The 19412-nt window shown below is 33.5% G+C and carries 14 protein-coding genes, 2 tRNA genes and 1 rRNA gene; 5 read left to right on the top strand and 12 right to left on the bottom strand.

Going from position 1 to position 19412, the window contains the following annotated elements; all coding sequences use genetic code 11:
- Positions 1-210: 210 nt before the first annotated feature.
- Both uvrA and uvrB read right to left on the bottom strand, forming a co-directional pair.
- Complete coding sequence (gene uvrA, locus AC37UB_RS00085) at positions 211-3033, bottom strand: excinuclease ABC subunit UvrA (protein ID WP_490685119.1); 2823 nt, start codon at positions 3031-3033, stop codon at positions 211-213.
- Between the two features lie 12 nt (positions 3034-3045).
- Complete coding sequence (gene uvrB / locus AC37UB_RS00080; RefSeq protein WP_490685118.1) at positions 3046-5046, bottom strand: excinuclease ABC subunit UvrB; 2001 nt, start codon at positions 5044-5046, stop codon at positions 3046-3048.
- Positions 5047-5196: 150 nt separating this feature from the next.
- Between uvrB and AC37UB_RS00075 the strand changes: the two genes are divergently transcribed.
- Positions 5197-6531, top strand: coding sequence for a C1 family peptidase (locus tag AC37UB_RS00075; RefSeq protein WP_490685117.1), 1335 nt, complete (start codon positions 5197-5199; stop codon positions 6529-6531).
- A 47-nt stretch (positions 6532-6578) separates the two neighbouring features.
- On the opposite strand, the gene AC37UB_RS00070 is transcribed toward AC37UB_RS00075, so the two are convergent.
- Together AC37UB_RS00070 and AC37UB_RS00065 are read right to left on the bottom strand one after the other, a co-directional pair.
- Positions 6579-7526 (bottom strand): LCP family glycopolymer transferase, encoded by a 948-nt coding sequence (locus tag AC37UB_RS00070; RefSeq protein WP_241699626.1) that lies wholly within the window; start codon positions 7524-7526, stop codon positions 6579-6581.
- Between the two features lie 100 nt (positions 7527-7626).
- Positions 7627-8802, bottom strand: a complete 1176-nt coding sequence (locus AC37UB_RS00065; RefSeq protein ID WP_117973993.1) for a MalY/PatB family protein — start codon at positions 8800-8802, stop codon at positions 7627-7629.
- A gap of 162 nt (positions 8803-8964) precedes the next feature.
- Here AC37UB_RS00065 and AC37UB_RS00060 point away from each other — a divergent pair, with 162 nt between their 5' ends.
- Entirely contained in the window at positions 8965-9201 is a 237-nt protein-coding gene (locus AC37UB_RS00060; RefSeq protein ID WP_158559466.1) for a FeoA family protein, read from the top strand.
- Positions 9191-11104 (top strand): ferrous iron transporter B, encoded by a 1914-nt coding sequence (gene feoB / locus AC37UB_RS00055; protein ID WP_233519212.1) that lies wholly within the window; start codon positions 9191-9193, stop codon positions 11102-11104. Before AC37UB_RS00060 ends, feoB begins: the two co-directional genes overlap by 11 nt.
- 43 nt (positions 11105-11147) lie before the next feature.
- Here feoB and AC37UB_RS00050 read toward each other — a convergent pair whose 3' ends face one another.
- The 5 genes from AC37UB_RS00050 to AC37UB_RS00030 form a co-directional block, all read right to left on the bottom strand.
- A complete protein-coding gene (locus tag AC37UB_RS00050) occupies positions 11148-11354 on the bottom strand; it encodes a heavy-metal-associated domain-containing protein (protein WP_117973987.1) in 207 nt (68 codons plus the stop codon).
- A gap of 95 nt (positions 11355-11449) precedes the next feature.
- Positions 11450-12748, bottom strand: a complete 1299-nt coding sequence (gene asnS / locus AC37UB_RS00045; protein ID WP_117973985.1) for an asparagine--tRNA ligase — start codon at positions 12746-12748, stop codon at positions 11450-11452.
- 21 nt (positions 12749-12769) lie between these two features.
- Positions 12770-13957 carry a pyridoxal phosphate-dependent aminotransferase gene (locus tag AC37UB_RS00040; protein ID WP_117973983.1) on the bottom strand — a complete coding sequence of 396 codons (1188 nt, stop codon included), beginning with the start codon at positions 13955-13957 and terminating at the stop codon, positions 12770-12772.
- A gap of 13 nt (positions 13958-13970) precedes the next feature.
- Complete coding sequence (locus AC37UB_RS00035; RefSeq protein ID WP_117973981.1) at positions 13971-14450, bottom strand: cell wall elongation regulator TseB-like domain-containing protein; 480 nt, start codon at positions 14448-14450, stop codon at positions 13971-13973.
- A gap of 25 nt (positions 14451-14475) precedes the next feature.
- Positions 14476-17169 (bottom strand): helicase C-terminal domain-containing protein, encoded by a 2694-nt coding sequence (locus tag AC37UB_RS00030; RefSeq protein WP_490685116.1) that lies wholly within the window; start codon positions 17167-17169, stop codon positions 14476-14478.
- A 174-nt stretch (positions 17170-17343) separates the two neighbouring features.
- Here AC37UB_RS00030 and AC37UB_RS00025 point away from each other — a divergent pair, with 174 nt between their 5' ends.
- Positions 17344-18207: a hypothetical protein gene (locus AC37UB_RS00025; RefSeq protein ID WP_241699630.1), complete on the top strand. Its 864-nt coding sequence runs from the start codon at positions 17344-17346 to the stop codon at positions 18205-18207.
- 80 nt (positions 18208-18287) lie between these two features.
- Entirely contained in the window at positions 18288-18662 is a 375-nt protein-coding gene (gene gloA / locus AC37UB_RS00020) for a lactoylglutathione lyase (protein ID WP_117973975.1), read from the top strand.
- 313 nt (positions 18663-18975) lie between these two features.
- On the opposite strand, the gene AC37UB_RS00015 is transcribed toward gloA, so the two are convergent.
- The 3 genes from AC37UB_RS00015 to rrf all read right to left on the bottom strand — a co-directional run bounded on the left by AC37UB_RS00015 (position 18976) and on the right by rrf (position 19276).
- A tRNA-Asn gene (locus tag AC37UB_RS00015) sits at positions 18976-19049 on the bottom strand.
- A 26-nt stretch (positions 19050-19075) separates the two neighbouring features.
- Positions 19076-19149: transfer RNA gene (locus AC37UB_RS00010), tRNA-Asn, on the bottom strand.
- Between the two features lie 11 nt (positions 19150-19160).
- Positions 19161-19276, bottom strand: a 5S ribosomal RNA gene (gene rrf / locus AC37UB_RS00005).
- Between the last annotated feature and the right edge of the window lie 136 nt (positions 19277-19412).

The raw sequence follows: 19412 nt of genomic DNA, 5'->3' as shown, positions 1-19412 counted from the left end.
TTTTACAAAAAATTTACATATTGAAATAGTTTCTGACTTATCTCATGATAAACATATAATTTAGTAACATAAATTGCAAGTCTTTTTACATTTAATTTACAATGTAACCGCTTTACAAAAAATCTAATAAATTTATACAATTTCTTTACTTAAAATAACAAAAAACGACAAAAATTAATCTGTCGTTTTCGTCATAATATAGACCTCATTTTAACGTTCCATCACTTCTTTTAAATAATAGCCTGTATAACTTTCTTCTACTTTAATAATGTCTTCTGGTGTTCCAGTTGCGATAATGGTTCCACCACCATCTCCACCTTCTGGTCCTAAATCAATGACGTAGTCTGCTGTTTTTATGACGTCTAGATTATGTTCAATAACAAGGACTGTATTGCCACTATCTACTAAACGATTCAATACTTCTAGAAGTCGACTAATATCTTCTGTATGAAGACCTGTTGTTGGTTCATCTAATATGTAGAAATTTTTACCTGATGAACGTTTATGTAATTCACTGGCTAACTTCATACGTTGTGCTTCCCCACCAGATAAGGTAGTTGCTGATTGACCTAACTTCACGTAACCAAGTCCGACATCCACAATCGTTTGAAGCTTACGATGTATTTTAGGAATCGCTTGGAAAAAGTCAACAGATTCTTCCACTGTCATCTCTAATATTTCTGCAATATTTTTTCCTTTATATCTCACTTCTAATGTTTCAGAATTATATCGTTGACCATGACACACTTCACAAGGAACATACACATCTGGTAAAAAGTGCATCTCGATTTTGATGATACCGTCACCACGACATGCTTCACATCGGCCACCTTTCACATTAAAACTAAAACGCCCCTTTTTATAACCACGTGTTTTGGCTTCATTGGTTTTAGCAAACAAATCACGTATATCATCAAAAACACTCGTATAAGTTGCTGGATTACTTCTTGGTGTTCGACCAATCGGACTTTGATCAATGTCAATAATTTTTTCAATTGATTCATATCCTGTAATTTTATCAAATTTACCAGGTTTAGCTGAGTTACGATTGATTTTTTGAGCAAGTGCTTTTTTTAAAATCGTATTAACCAATGTACTTTTACCAGAACCAGAGACACCAGTAACCGCAACAAATTTCCCCATCGGAAATTCAACTGATAGATTTTTCAAGTTATTTTCTTTGGCACCAGTAATTTTAACACATTCACCATTGCCTTCACGTCGTTCTGTAGGGACATCGATTTTCCTTTTACCAGATAAATATTGACCAGTTAATGAATGTGGATCTTTTTCCACTTCTTCTGGCGTTCCAGCTGATATAATTTCTCCACCTTGTTCACCAGCACCTGGACCAATATCGATTAGATAATCTGCCGCTCGCATTGTATCTTCATCATGTTCCACAACAACTAGTGTATTACCTAAATCACGCATCTTTTTAAGCGAATCAATTAAGCGATTATTGTCTCGCTGATGCAATCCAATAGATGGCTCATCTAAAATGTATAGTACACCTGATAGATTTGACCCAATTTGAGTAGCGAGACGAATACGTTGTGCTTCTCCACCCGATAATGTTCCAGCAGAACGGCTTAGCGTTAAATACCCCAAACCGACATTTTCTAAGAAACTTAATCTATCTTTTATTTCTTTTAAAATTGGCTGTGAAATTATGGTATCTTGTTCACCAAACGTTAACTTGGACATATAATTTAATGATTTATTTACTGATAAATCACTGATTTCTCCAATATGTTTCCCATCAATTTTTACCGATAAGGCTTCTTTGTTTAGTCGATAACCATGACACGTTTCACATGTTAATTCTGTCATGTATAGCTTCATTTGTTCTCTTGTATAATCACTATTTGTTTCGTGATAACGACGATTAATATTTGTTAAAATCCCTTCAAAAGGAATATCAACATCACGCACGCCACCAAACTCATTTTTATAGTGGAAATGGAACGTCTTTTCTCCAGACCCTCTGAACAATAAATCTTTTTGTTCTTTTGTTAATTCTTTAAATGGTGTATCAAAATCAATACCAAATTGTTCGCAGGCTTGTTCTAACATATTTGGGTAGTAATTTGAGCTGATTGGATTCCACGGTACAATCGCTCCTTCACGCAACGTTTTCATCTCATCTGGAACAACTAAGTCTGCATCTACTTCCAACTTAACACTTAATCCATCACACTCTGGACACGCACCAAATGGCGTATTAAATGAAAACAATCGAGGTTCAATATTGCCTACTGTAAATCCACAGTAAGGGCAAGCATAATGCTCGCTAAACAAGATTTCCTCTTGTCCAATAACATCAACCAATACATAGCCGTCAGCTAGACGTAATGCCAATTCAAGTGAGTCAAACAATCTTGAGCGAACGCCATCTTTTATCACAATACGGTCAACGATAATTTCAACATCATGCTTTTTATTTTTTTCTAACTCTGGCACTTCAGAAATATCATAGGTTTCCCCATCAACTCTCACTCGGACAAACCCATCTTTTTTGATTTTTTCAAATACTTTTTTATGTTGTCCTTTTTTCCCACGAATGAGTGGTGCTAGAATCTGAATTCTCGTTCTTTCTTCTAACTCTAACAATTTATCTGTCATCTGCTCTGGAGACTGACTACTAATTTTCGTACCATCATTTGGACAAATAGGCTCACCTACTCGAGCGAATAATAGCCTTAAATAGTCATTTATCTCCGTGACGGTCCCAACTGTTGAACGAGGATTTTTACTGGTTGTCTTTTGGTCAATTGAAATGGCTGGACTCAACCCATCAATACTATCAACATCTGGCTTATCCATTTGCCCTAAAAATTGTCGTGCGTATGACGACAAACTTTCGACATAACGACGTTGCCCTTCAGCGTATAACGTATCAAATGCTAAGGAACTTTTTCCTGAACCAGAAAGTCCTGTAACCACGACGAGTTTATCTCTTGGAATAGTTACATCTATATTTTTTAAATTATGTGCTCTTGCACCACGAATCACTATTTTATCATTTGCCATATACCTTATCTCCTATTTACTTGCTTTTAGTTCTAGCAACGTATCTCTCAATGTGGCAGCTTTTTCAAAATCAAGTGCCTTGGCAGCATCTTTCATTTGTAACTCAATATCATGTAAAACAGCTTCTTTTCCATCTCTATCCATTGCATTGTATTGTTCTTTAATAGACACTGAATCAGCTGATTCATCTTCGCTTTCTTTTGTAATGCGAATCAAATCACGAATATCTTTCTTAATTGTTTTCGGTACAATACCATGTTCGGCATTATATTCTTCCTGAATAGTCCGACGACGACTTGTTTCTGACATCGCTCGCTCCATTGAGTCAGTAATCTTATCAGCATACATAATAACTTTACCGTCGGCGTTTCTTGCCGCTCGTCCGATGGTTTGGATAAGTGAGCGTTCACTACGTAAGAACCCTTCTTTATCAGCATCAAGTATGGCAACAAGTGACACTTCAGGAACATCTAATCCCTCACGCAATAAGTTAATCCCTATTAAAACATCAAACTCACCTAATCGTAAATCGCGAATAATTTCTGTTCTCTCAAGTGTTTTTATGTCACTATGTAAATATTTTACTTTAATTCCTAATTCTTTAAAGTAATCCGTTAAGTCCTCTGACATTTTTTTCGTTAACGTCGTAATAAAGACACGCTCATTTCGTTCAACACGTTCATATATTTCACCGACTAAATCATCAATTTGCCCCATGATTGGTCTTACTTCAATTACTGGATCGAGTAAACCAGTTGGTCTAATAATTTGTTCCACAATGTCATCTGTTTGTTCCATTTCATACGGTCCAGGAGTAGCAGACACATACATAATTTGGTCCACTTTTTCTTCAAATTCTTCCAATCTAAGTGGTCGGTTATCTAACGCACTAGGTAATCTGAAACCATAATCCACTAACATTTGTTTTCTTGCTCTGTCCCCATTATACATGCCCCTAATTTGAGGCATCGTAACATGGGATTCATCTACCATTATCAAAAAATCATCAGGAAAAAAATCGAGTAAAGTGTAAGGTGCTTCTCCTTCTCGTCTTCCATCCATATGCCGAGAGTAATTTTCAATCCCTGAGCAATACCCCATCTCACGCATCATTTCAATATCATAATTAGTTCGCTGTTCTAATCGTTGGGCTTCTAATAATTTTTCTTCACTTCTAAGTTCTTTTAAGCGCCAATCTAATTCTTTTTGAATTTTAGCGATGGCTTCTTCTAAATGCTCTTCATTCGTCACAAAGTGAGTCGCGGGGAAAATCGCCACATGCTCTCTATCTCCAATAATTTCACCTGTTAAGGCATTAAACTCTCTAATGCGGTCAATCTCATCACCAAAAAATTCAATTCTTAAAGCAAAGTCATCTTTTGACGCTAGAAATATTTCCACAACATCACCGCGTACACGGAAACGTCCACGCTGAAAGTCAATGTCATTTCGTTCAAACTGAATATCAACTAAATGTCTAAGCAGTTGATCCCGTTCCATTTCCATCCCTTCACGTAATGACAAAACTTGATTTTGATATTCTCTAGGATCACCTAAGCCATAAATACAAGACACAGATGCCACAACAATCACGTCATTTCGCTCTAATAGGGAACTAGTCGCTGAATGGCGTAATTTATCTATCTCATCATTGACACTCGAGTCTTTTTCAATATATGTATCACTTGAAGGAACATAGGCTTCTGGTTGGTAGTAATCATAATAGCTCACAAAATACTCCACTGCATTATTTGGAAAAAACTCTTTAAACTCACTGTATAGTTGTCCAGCAAGTGTTTTGTTGTGTGCAATAATCAGGGTAGGTTTATTAACTTGCTGTATTACATTAGACATGGTGAACGTTTTACCAGATCCTGTTACCCCCATTAATATTTGAGCTTTTTCATTATTTTCTATATTCTTTACTAATTGCTTAATCGCTTCCGGTTGATCCCCAGCCGGTTCATATTTTGACACTAAATCAAAGGTATTGTTTGTTTGTCTATCAATCATGCTGAAACTCCTTTAGATTTACTTATTTCCTCAATTTTATCATACCGAACATACTTTCGCAAAACAGTTCGCTTTATAAAAAAATAATCGATTTAGTGTTATTTTAAAGAATGTTGGAGTAGAATAGAAACAAAAGAAAGGTGTGGTTACATGGTTAAATCTATTTCAAATGAACAAATCAAACATATGGAGCAAAAATACGTGGCTAATCGTGAGCATTTATTAAGCCAACGTGCAGTGATGAAAAATGGTATTTTAGCCTCATCAGAAAATCAAAAAGCAGTTGTTGAAAACAATCCCGTTTTCTCTATCGACTTAGATACAGGAAACGTGACAAATCAAAAACAAAGTGGTCGTTGTTGGATGTTTGCAGCCCTTAATACATTCAGACATGATGTCTTAAACAATCATCACATCAAAGACTTCGAATTATCTCAAAACTATACGTTTTTCTGGGATAAATTTGAAAAAGCAAATTACTTCTATGAAAATATTATCAAAACAAGCAACCAAGAATTAACAAGTCGTGAAGTGGCATTTTTACTTGCAACCCCTCAACAAGATGGTGGCCAATGGGATATGTTAGTAGCGATTATCCAAAAATATGGGATTGTGCCAAAAACAATCATGCCTGAAACAAAAAGTAGTTCAAGCAGTCGTGAGTTAAATACTTACTTAAATAAAAAATTAAGAAAAGATGCCTTAACATTAAGAACATTAATTGCTAATGGCGCCTCTGAATCAGAAGTTGAAACTCGTAAAATTGAGTTACTACAAGAAATCTATAATTTATTAAGTACCTCTCTAGGTACACCACCAACTGAATTTGATTATTCTTACTATGATAATGATGGTAACTATCACTTAGAACAAGGGCTAACTCCTACTTCTTTCTATGATAAATATATTGGAACTGATTTAAATGATTATGTCAGCATTATCAATGCCCCAACAAAAGACAAACCTTACAATCAAGTTTATACAGTTGATATGTTAGGAAACGTCGTTGGTGGTAAAGAAGTTCGTCACTTAAACGTTGATATTGAAACATTCAAAAACTTAGCTATCGCGCAATTAAAAGATGGCGAAAGTGTGTGGTTTGGTTGTGATGTTGGCCAATCGTCAACAAGAGATACTGGTATTATGGCAACTGATATTTATAGTGTACAAGATACATTAGATATTAATTATGATATGAGTAAAGCAGAACGTTTAGATTATGGTGAAAGTTTAATGACTCACGCAATGGTCTTAACAGGCGTAAACTTAATCAATGATAAACCAACTAAATGGAAAGTTGAAAATAGTTGGGGGGATAAAGTTGGAACAAAAGGTTATTTTGTCATGAGTGATGATTGGATGAGTGAATACACTTATCAAGTCGTTGTAAACAAAAAATACCTTTCTGATGACTTAAAAGAAGTCATTGAAAAAGATCATGTCACTGTTTTAGCTCCTTGGGATCCAATGGGAGCTCTTGCATAAAATAGAAAAAAGAGTTGACCACTTTTAAGCGGCTAACTCTTTTTTTATTATTGTAATTGTGATTTAATTAAATTTTGTACACGAGCCAGTTCTGTTTCAGGAATTTCCTGATAAGAAATCCCATCAATCATCACTCCCTCACCTTGCAAGGTATCACTTTCGATGTGTTTAAAACTATCACGATATGTCATCGCAATCTCAAACATTTCATCCGGTTCTAAATCTGTTTTCATATTATTTTCTATTGCCGTTAATATTTCCTTATAACGTTTTACACCTGTAAAACCTAATGCCTTGTCAGCAATAGCTTCAATAACCTGTTGTTGTCGCACTTGTCTACCATAATCTCCATTTGGATCCTCATATCTCATCCGTGTATAAGCGAGTGCTTCTTTACCATTTAATTTGATTGGTCCTTTTTTAAAGGTCATACCATCTTGTTCAAATTCAAATTTGTTTGTTACCTCTACTCCATCAACTGCATTGACCAATTCTTCAAATCCCATCATGTTAATCCAAACATAATGATTTAAGTGCATATCTAATAAATGGTCGACAGTATCCATCGCCATTTTAGCTTGTCCATAAGCATAAGCATGAGCTATTTTTTCTACTGAATTATGTCCAACAATTTCAGCCCGTGTATCTCGTGGAATACTAATTAAAGTTGTTTTCTTTTCTTTAGGATTTACTGTTGCGACAAGCATCGTATCTGAACGTCCCACATCATTTCGTCCAAAATCACCAGTATCTAGTCCTAATAATAAAACAGAAAAAGGCTCTCCCTCTTGAATATTTTTATCATCGGATCTTCCTTCAACTGGTTCGCTTACCTTATTCGCCACGCCTTTTATATCAAAATAGGTTTTGGCCAATAAAACTCCTGATCCTACTATAACTAATAACAAAATTGTCACCAATACTATTATGGATTTTTTTAATTTACTTGACTTCTTTTTAACATTTTTTTTACGTCTACTTTGTTGATTACCCATCACACATCTCCTAAAAAAACCAATTTTATAGCACTAATTTTACCATAATGATTATTAATCCTATCATTTTTTTAGGTTAACCTTAAATAATTTTTAAAGTCTATGAATTTTTTATTACTTTTTCTAGATTTTTTATAGCTAACTCAATATTTTTAGGATGTGTGGCTAAATTGATACGAATAAACGTCCCACTGTGTTTACCAAACCATTCACCGTAATCTATCGCTAATTTAGCTTTATCTTGGACAATTTCTTTCATTTTATCTTGTGTAACATAACAAGATAAATCAACCCATGATAAATATGTCCCCTGTTTTTCATATACAATCGCTTCTGGTAATAATTTCTTAAATAATTGAGTCATTAAATCAAAATTATCATCTATGGTTTGATTCAATTCATCTAGCCACTGTTCTCCAAAATCATAACTTGCTTGCGTAGCAATAACCCCCATCAAACTAGTTGGATTACTGATTCTCGTCTTGATAAATTCATCATATCTTACTCTTAAATCAGGTGATGGAATAAAAATATGCGAATGAAGTAAACTTGCTAAGTTAAATGATTTTGATGCAGCATTCACCACAATTAATTTATCAAAATCGACACCCTCTACCCCTAAATAACTAATAAATGTATGACCTTTTGCTACAAAATCTTGATGAATCTCATCAGAAATCAATAAGACTTCATATTTTTGACAAATATCAGATATTTTCTTTAATTCCTCAAGTGTCCACACACGTCCAACAGGATTATGCGGCGAACAAAAAATCAGTGCTTTGACGTTTTCTTTTTTTATCTTTTCTTCCATCTCTTCATAATTAATCTCATATCTACCCTGATTAATCACTAAGTCAGATACAACTAACTTGCGTTTATTATCCTTTACCACATCATAAAACGGGTAATATACTGGTGAACAAATCATGACAGCTTCTTGTTCTTTTGTAAAACATTGAATTAAGTAATGCAGTGAATTCACGACACCTGTCGTAAAACGTAACCACTCTTTTTTAACTTCAACATTGTGTTGGTTTTTTTGCCAAGATTTCACTGCTTGGTAATATGAATCAGGTACTACAGAATAACCAAAAACACCATGATTGATTCTTTCAATCATTTTATTTTGAACCTCTTCAGGAATTTTAAAATCCATATCTGCTACCCACAAAGGAAGTAATCCTTCACTTCCAAAGTGTTCTGTAACCCCGTCCCATTTTAATGAGTCTGTTTGATGACGATCCACATAATACTTATCATAAAAATTTGTCATGTCTTTTTTGCACTCCTTTTTTAAGTAATATCTCATTCTATCATATATGACAATTAGTAAAAAAGGGGTTATTTTTACACAATGACAGAAAGGGTTGATTAAACTATAAATTAGGTTTAAAATAAAGATAAATTAGGCAAACCTAAAAAAGGAAGCGAAATGATGAAAACTTTATTAAATTTAAACCTTAATGACCAAGCAACTATCTCTCACATCTCTCACCCAGATGCAGATATGAAACAACGACTATATGACTTAGGTTTCTATCCTGGAACAACTGTCAAAAAATCACTTATCAGTCCAAAAAGTGATCCAATTGCTTACCGCTTGAGAGGAACAACTATTGCATTAAGAAATTCTGATGCACAATATGTGGAGGTGTCTAACGATGACAACTGAAGAAAAAGAGACCTTTGTTATTGAACGTAAAAAAGAATCGGATGTTGTGATTACATTAGCTGGAAACCCTAACGTGGGTAAGAGCTCAGTTTTTAACGAACTAACTGGACTAAGACAACACACTGGTAATTGGCCTGGAAAAACGGTTGATTTAGCCCAAGGACGAACTGAATTTGAGGGACAAGGATTCATATTAGTCGATTTACCTGGTACCTATTCCCTATCAGCTCACTCAGTAGAAGAAGAAGTCGCACGAGATTTCATTCAATCAAATGAGTCTCAGGCTACTATCGTCGTCTGTGATGCAACAAGTCTAGAGCGAAATCTAAATCTAGTATTGCAAATCATGCAACTGACACCAAACGTTATTGTGTGTGTCAATTTACTAGATGAAGCCAAAAAGAAAAAAATCCATATTAATTTAGAAAAATTACAAGAATTACTTGGTGTACCAGTCGTGGGAACATCTGCTGTAAAAAAACAAGGTCTTGATACCTTAATGGAAAAAACAAAAGGTGTGATCAATGGAGACATTACATCAAATCCATTTATGATGGAAGCTTTGCGACAAATCCATGTTGATAAAGAAACTGAAACACTAGCCATTATGGATAGAGCAAGTGTTATTGCAAAAGAAGTCACAATATTTGAAGATAAAAATTTCGATCTAAAAGACCAAAAATTAGATAAACTTCTCACACAAAAAAGCACTGGTATTCCTATTATGATTTTATTATTAATGCTTATCTTTTGGTTTACGATTGAAGGAGCGGATGGTCCTTCAGATTTTCTAGCTGATAATTTTGACAAATTTGGTAATTGGCTTATGGCTATTACAACGAGTTGGGGTGTCCCACATATTATTCGTGATGTGTTGATTAATGGCGTGTATAAAGTTCTATCAACCGTTGTTGCAGTAATGTTGCCACCTATGGCTATTTTCTTTCCATTGTTCACGTTATTAGAAGATTTTGGTTACTTACCTCGTGTTGCATTTAACTTAGATAAACATTTTCAAAAAGCCGGAGCCTGTGGGAAACAAGCATTAACCATGTGTATGGGATTTGGTTGTAACGCAGCTGGGGTTGTTGGGGCTAGAATCATTGATTCTCCTAGAGAAAGACTTATTGCCATTATGACAAATAATTTTGTACCATGTAATGGTCGATTTCCTATTTTGATTACAGTTATCACCGTCTTCTTTACTGGAGGAGCAGTTGGACTTTTAGGCTCTATCCAATCAGCGATCTTTTTAACAGGCGTCATCTTACTCGGCGTATTTACTACGATCATGGTTTCTCGTTTATTATCAAAAACTGTCTTAAAAGGGATACCATCTTCTTTCACCTTAGAATTACCACCTTATCGAAAACCACAAGTGGGGCAAGTGATTGTTCGCTCAATTTTTGACAGAACCTTATTTGTTTTATGGCGCGCCATTATTGTAGCTGCCCCAGCAGGGCTAGTGATTTGGGTATTAGCTAATGTTTCAATTGGTGATCAATCCATTTTACAGAGTGTGACCGGATTTATCGATCCATTTGCTCGACTTATGGGATTAGATGGTACTATTTTAATGGCTTTTATATTAGGACTACCTGCTAATGAAATTGTTATTCCTATTATGATTATGGGTTACATGGCAACTGGTACCATTACAGACTTTAGCTCACTGGATCAATTCAGACAACTATTATTAAGTAATGGGTGGACTTGGTTAACAGCTATGAATGTCATTTTATTTACTCTTTATCATTGGCCATGTTCTACCACCCTACTGACAATTTATAAAGAAACAAAAAGTAAAAAATGGACGTTCGCTTCATTTATTATTCCAACCATCATCGGTGTTGGTATTACGATGTTGACAACCGCTATCGCACATCTCTTTCACTTAGTTTAAAAAACAAAAAAATTCGACTGATTATTCAGCCGAATTTTTTTATTTAAAGGTTTGGTATGTAACCTAAATCTTCAATTTTATCTGCTATATCTTTAATAGCTATTTTTGATTCATCATAGACTACGTCTGCTTCTTTATTTTCTAAAGACACATCAACATCATTTACACCATCAAGTTCTGACAAGCCTTTTTCAATACGAGCAGAACAATGACCACAGTTCATGCCTTCAATTGCTATTTTCTGTTTCATGTTACTCACCTCTTCTAATTAGTTAATGTAAGAGTATGTCTTTTTTTATCTGTTGTCAAACAAAAAAGCCCCTTTAAAAAGGGACTTTTTACTCTCTATGGGTAAATACGGTGTAATAAACGTGGGAATGGACTTGCTTCACGAACGTGATCAATACCACATACCCAAGTAACAGTTCTTTCTAATCCTAGACCAAAGCCAGAATGAGGAACTGCACCATATTTTTGTAAGTCTAAATACCATTCATAATCTTTACGATCTAAACCATCTTTTTCAATTTCCGCTAGTAAGTAGTCGTAACCGATGGCACGTTCACTACCACCAATAATTTCTCCATAACCTTCTGGCGCGATTAAATCGGCACGAATCACCACGTCATCTCTTGTTGGATGTGGTTTCATATAGAATGGACTCATTGATTTTGGATAGTTTAAAATGAAGACTGGTTTTTCAAAATAGTTGGCGATAAATGTTTCATGTGGAGAACCAAAGTCATCTCCCCAAGTAATATCTTCAAATCCATTTTGTTGTAATAATTCCACTGCTTCATCATAAGAAATACGTGGGAATGGTAATTCTGTGTATTTTCTTAATAAGTCTTTATCACGTTCTAACACGTCTAAAGCATAGTCACAGTTTTCTAATACTTTTTCAATCATGAATGCGACATATTGCTCTTGAATTTCTAAACTTCCTTCTTGATCAACAAATGCCATTTCAGGTTCCATCATCCAGAACTCAGTTAAATGGCGACGAGTTTTTGATTTTTCAGCACGGAATGTTGGTCCAAAAGAAAATACTTTTCCAAAAGCCATTGCAGCAGCTTCAAGATATAACTGACCTGTTTGTGATAAGTACGCTGGAGAACCAAAATAATCTGTTTCAAATAATTCAGTCGTACCTTCTGGTGCACTACTTGTTAAAATAGGTGGATCAATTTTGATAAATCCACGGTCATTAAAGAATTCGTATGTTGCACGAATCAATTCATTTCTCACTTGCATAATGGCATGTTGTTTTGATGAACGTAACCATAAATGACGATGATCCATTAAAAAGTCAGTTCCGTGTTCTTTTGGTGTAATTGGGTAATCATGGCTCTCACCAACCACTTCAATTGTTTGAACCCCAATTTCATAACCAAATTTTGAACGAGTATCTTCTCTGATTTCACCAGTGATGATGACAGATGTTTCTTGATTTAAGCTTTTTGCTAATTCAAATGTTTCGTCGCCTACTTCATTTTTTACTACAACACCTTGAAAATAAGCTGAACCATCTCTAAGTTGTAGGAAGGCAATTTTACCACTTGAGCGTTTATTGGCTACCCAAGCACCTATTTTAACAACTTCCCCAACATGTTTTTTCGAATCAATAATGTTTATTGTTTCCACTTTAGCACCCCACTAATGATATTAAATTCGTTTACTATCAATGAATTTGTTTATTTGACTGATTGCTTGTGTCAAAGTATCCATATCTGTTGCATAACTAATGCGCACATGATGACTTGTGCCAAATGCTTCACCTGTTACAACGGCGACATGCGCTTCTTCTAGTAAGTCATTTACCCATGTTGTCACATTATCATACCCACACATAGCCATTGTATCTTTGATATTAAGATATAAATAAAATGCGCCTTGTGGTTTTTCCACCTTCACACCTGGTATTGCCTGAATTAATGGAAAAATATCGTTTAATCGTTGTTCAAACGTTTGACGCATTGATTCCACAATATCTTGGCTGCCACTCAACGCTTCAATGGCAGCATATTGGCTCACAGTTGCAGGATTGCCTGTTGATTGTGACATCACTTTAGACACTTGAGACACAATCTCTGGTTGACATAGAGCGTATCCAATACGCCAACCTGTCATAGAATAGGTTTTAGATACCCCATTAACCACAATTGTTTGTTGTTTAATCGCATCAGACAAACTCACTATTGATGTAAATACATTACCATTATAAACTAATTTAGCATAAATATCATCGGCAATTATATAAATGTTATTTGAAACTGCCCAATTACCAATTTCAAACAGCTCTTTAGCTGTATAGACAGTACCTGTTGGATTAGAAGGTGTATTTAAAATTAGCACACGGGATTTATCTGTTCGTGCTCTTTCTAATTCTTCCACTGTTACACGGTAGTGGTTTTCCTCTGTTGTTTCAACAAATACATTTTTTCCATCTGCTAGTTCTACTTGCGCACTATAACTTACCCAATAAGGTGTTGGAATAATAACCTCGTCACCTGGGTTTAATAAGGTTTGAAATAGGGCATATAAAACATATTTTGCCCCATTTCCAATGAATACCTCATTTGTCTGATATTCCACGCCATAATCAATACGAGTCCGTTCAATAATAGCTTTTTTTAATTCAATTAAACCAGTTGCAGGTGTATAAAAACTTGATGAACCATCTTCAATTGACTTTATGGCTGCTTGTTGAACCGACTTAGGTGTAGAAAAATCTGGCTCCCCAATAGTCAAATTTAATACATCTACACCCTTATCTTTTAACGCTTTTGCTTTTGCTGCTGCTTGTAATGTTGCTGATTCTTTCAAATTTTTTACTTTTTTAGAGAACCCCATTTTTTTCATCTCCTTAAATTTTTAGTGTATCTTCTTTAATTTCTCCTGAGTAAAAATCAACTAAATAATACACTAAATGGCCGTCTTTACTAGTCGCTGTTATTTCCCATACAGGTTTATCATCAACTAACCCCAGTGATACTTTTTTGATTTTTTTTGTTTCATTCTTTTTCAAAACAGCCTTGATGGCATCATCTTGTGTGACTCCTTTGTTAGCATATATCACAAATGCTTCCTTTCCATTTTCAGGTATCATCACAATTTTTTCTTCATTATTGTTGTCTCTTCCCACAATGCTAAAGGTATTTTCTTGTCTTGTAAACCAATAAAACTCATCAATCTTATCAATATGACCTAAATTTTTGGCAATCGTCACTGCTTGTTTTTTGGTTGAACGATAAGTTGACGTTGAACGATAAAGAATCGCACTTATTATTACAGTAATCGCAATAAGAGTTATCGTCAAATATTTTAACAATTTATTTTCACGCATATACTCTCTCCTTTAGGTTATTTTACTAACTTTTATTTTTTAAAAACTGCTTACTATTATCAACTAGTTCAGGTAATGTTACCGGTAAAATATCTAATTCTTTTGGTAAATAGGAGCACAAAATGTTACTATATCTACTATTTATTAATCGATCATCAAGTAATACTAAAATTCCTTTATCTGTTGGACTTCTTAACAATCTTCCTACTCCTTGACGTAACTTAATCCCAGCTTGCGGAATAGCATCCTCATAAAAAGGATTAACTCCTTGTTGTTCTAAGTAATGATATCTAGCTTGAACAATCGGTCTATTAGGTGGTTCAAACGGTAGTTTGGTCATGACCACAATATCTATTGACTGTTTACTAAAATCCATGCCTTCCCAAAAGCTATTAGCACCTAAAATAATGCACTTATTTCCTTGGTTAATCTTCTTTAAAATTTTTTCTTTCGTACCAGAAATTCCCTGAGCCAGAATTAATACTTCACCTTGATTAAAATAATCTATTAAATATTGATAGGTTTTTTCAAGTAAGTTGTGCGAGGTAAATAAAACTAACATCGTTTGTTCATGTGTGTTATACAACTTTTTAACAACTTTATAAATTTGTTTAGAAAACTCTTTTGTTGAAGATAAATTAGAATAATTAACCTCTTTTATCAAGTACAACCTAGCTTGATTTTTATAATCAAAAATAGTTGGTAATGTCTTCTTAGCTACATTATTTAATCCTAATTTATTTTCTAAAAATGATGACTCATTATCTAACTGTAGGCTACCACTTGTATAAATAATTTTTTTAGCTTGATGATACCAGTTATATTGTTGAATGGATAAATTTTCAAAGTTAACCATCGATAAAACTAAATGCGATTTTTTACGATATGCCCACTTCACAAAATCATCATCATAATCATAAAAAAATTGGTTAAACCATTCAGATATTTCAATGACTCTATTTAAAGTATTAAAAAAATCTTTTTCAATTAGAGTAGAACCCACTTGACTCTTTTCTAATATATCTTTTTTCAAATGTGATAACTCTCTCAATAATACTTTAATCTGTTGAATACTTCGTTTAACCATTGGCACTTGTTGAAGAAATGTCAATAACTCAACCATCACTTCTTCTCTTACCTGATGTAATCTATAGTAATTAAAAAAACATTCCTCTAACCAATCTAGAGATTCCCTCAATTCTTGACTAATATTTCCAATCATAAGCCCTTGTCTTTCCCATAAAACATTAAACTTAGACAAATCACTAGATAGTTCAATTAGATGATTTAATTCATAACCAAATTGAGAAAATGATAATTTTTTAGTAGACAAATTTTCTATTAAAGCAGGTAATTGATGTGCTTCATCTACCACAACTAATTCAAATTCAGGTAAAAATGGCTCTTTTTTTTGGCTATCTGCAAATAAAAAAGCATGATTAACAATGATAAAATCAGCAAATCGACATCTATCATTTAAATAATTAAAAAAGTCTTCCTCATGAAATAAAGAGGAATCAAATAATTCCATTTTACCTGTATGTTGAACATGTTGATAAAATATATTATTTTTACTAACATTTACTTCGTCCAAATCACCAGTCGTTGTTTCAAGAAGCCAAACTAATACAGCCATTTGACAGATAGCATATGTTTTTTGAGGTACTGGATTATCTAATGTTTGCTTAAATGACTCCAAACTAATATAGTGTGAAGCACTTTTCACAACAACGCCGTATTTAGACATACCAGTTAACTTATTTAACAGTGGGATATCTTGATAAACTATTTGATTTTGTAACATAATAGTAGATGTTGAAATTAAGACTTGTTTAGAGCTATTAACAAAAGATAAAGGATATAGGTAACCCATTGTCTTGCCTGTTCCAGTTTCAGCTTCTATAAAGAAATCCTTTTCTTGGCTTTCTTTTGCTAAAAATTGATAAATATCCTCGGACATCTCTTTTTGATTTGCTCTCAAAACATCTAATGCACTACCAAATGTTTCATTTGTACAACGAACATTATAACGATAATCATAATTTTTTTTCTTTAAAACAAGACCATCTATCATCATAAGATGATTCTCTTTTTTTGATTCTTTTTTTCGTGTCTCATCCAATATCATTTGAAATAGATCATGATTATTAACACCTAGTTCTTTAGATAACTGAGTGAATTTTTCTAATGTCATTTCAGGTAGCCCTCTTAATTTATCAATCATTTTGATAAATCCTTGAGCTGTTACATAAGCATCACTTAGTGCTTGATGAGGATTAGCATGATCTAATGCCATTTCAGATGCCATGTCACTTACCCTAAAACCATTAGAGGTTGGATATAATACTTGAAATATCTCAACAGTATCTAAACAAGGGCTTTTTAAAGGTTCAATACCAGCCCTCACTAATTCACTATTTAAAAAATTAAAATCAAAAAACACATTGTGCGCTACAAACACGCAGCCATCAAGAAGTTGTCTTATTGTATAAGCCACATCTTCAAAATAAGGCTCGTTTGCCACATCTTTATTTGAAATACCAGTTAATTCAGTGATATGTTTTGGTATTGAGCGTAGTGGATTAATATCAATCGACATTTGATTTACAATTTTCTGATTTTCAACAATTACACAGGCAAATTGAATAATTTTATCCATTTCTTGATTGGTACCAGTTGTTTCAATATCTACAACGGCAAATAAACTTGATGCTTCCATTACCCCAATCCTCTCTGTTTTTACTCACCATTGTATTATACTATATTCTAATAATAAGTCATTAGATAAAAACATTATCTAAATCTAGGTATGTGTTTGTTTTAACCTTCAAACTATGGTTAAATATATTTAGACGCAACTTTATATTTTGACATAGAAAGGTATCGTAAGCTTATGAAGTCCTTGAAGACAGTTGGATTAATCATCATTATTTTTTGGATATTTGCTCTTTTCTTAACCTACACACCAAGTTTATTTTGGTATGCATATCTTTTTATTTCATCCCTTGCGCTTTTTTTAGCTATTACTTTAATCATCTATTTAAATCCAGAAATATACTATAATATAAATGATTTTTTTACTCAGTATTTCAAAAGCCATGATGAGATAACTCTAAATGATGAAGATGATTATTATACTATTCCTCGTAAAAAGAAGAAACAGAAAAGAAAAAAGAAGAAACATTATGATATTACTTCATTTCGTCAAAGAAAAGATACCCATTCTGATCATATGATTATTAATACTTCTTCTTCAAATATCAGACATAAAGAATATTTGCATACATCTATACCGCAGATAAAAACACAAGAAAAGCAACAACTACTATTTGAAATCATCTTAACTTTAAAAGAAGAGCATTTTTTCTCAAGTTTATATGCCGGAATATCAGATAATGAATTAACTGAAAATTACGAAGAATACCATGACCGCAAAATTTTTGAACTATATGATAACGTCATTCCAAATGCTTATGCTAAAATGTTATATGATCCAAAATCGACTAATAATCGACTAAGTATTTTTATACCAAATAAAAAAAATCATGATGCCGACTTTAATTTAGGGTTTATTGCCATTGAAGACAGTTATAAAGCCGATACCTTGATTAATAAGTATACTAATATACAAGTAATTCCAACCATTCTTGGTGGTACTTATAAAGAAGTAAAAAAAAGTGATAACAATAAAATTCGTATCAAAACGGATTTTATTCCTTACGATTTAACAATCTCTTTAGCTTTTTATAATATCTAACAACAAATCAAAAAACTAGAAATGAGTTCAATATCATGTTAGTATAAAATTAGTTTAATACGAGGGGATGGATAATAAATATGAAAATGGCTCATACATGCGTCAGAGTAAAAGATTTAGATGCTTCTCTTGATTTCTATAAGAAAGCATTTAACTTTGAAGAATCTCGTCGACGAGATTTTCCAGAAAACAAATTTACACTTGTCTATTTAACATTGCCAGGTGATGATTATGAATTAGAATTAACTTATAATTATGACTCAGAAGGATACGATTTAGGGAATGGTTATGGTCATATTGCTATATCTACAAATGATTTAGAAGGACTTCATTCTAAACATAAAGAGGAAGGTTTTAACATAACTGAATTAAAACATTTACCGAATGTACCACCTTCTTACTACTTTATTATTGATCCAGATGGCTACAAAATCGAAGTTATTCGCGAAAAATAGTCCTAGATATTAAAAAAATAAATAGTATTGATTAAATGGACATTTAATCAATACTATTTTTATTTATGCCACAAACATGTAATACCATGCCTGTAAGAAATAGCTTTATTATGAAAAAACTCCTTTTAATTAATACATACAAGCAAGATGACATTCAAGATGACATTTATCACGATAAGATTGAATCAAAAGACAATACAAAAATATATTCAAGAACAAGAAACAAATAACAGAATAAGAGGTAGTAAGCAAATAAGAGTATACGATTATCAATTTAATAAAAAAAGCCTAGAACAAACTAGGCTTTTGATAGCTCCGGCAGTAGGACTCGAACCTACGACATCATGATTAACAGTCATGCGCTACTACCAACTGAGCTATGCCGGATAATTATTAATTTTTTTACTACTGTACTCCGGCAGTAGGACTCGAACCTACGACATCATGATTAACAGTCATGCGCTACTACCAACTGAGCTATGCCGGATAATTATATAAGCACGGCAACGTCCTACTCTCACAAAGGGAAACCCTTCACTACCCTCGGCGCTAAGAAGCTTAACTTCTGTGTTCGGCATGGTTACAGGTGTATCCTTCTTGCCATCGTCACCGCACTTATATGTTTTTTATTGAGTGATGATTCACTCAAAACTGGATGTTAAGTTAGTATCAATATAATGGTCCACCGCTATCTTGGTTAAGTCCTCGACCGATTAGTACTAGTCCGCTCCATACATCACTGTACTTCCA

This window comes from Vagococcus changpingensis (genome assembly GCF_058211775.1).
The sequence above is the reverse complement of the archived record's forward strand: the minus strand, read 5'-3'. Positions and strand labels throughout refer to the sequence as shown.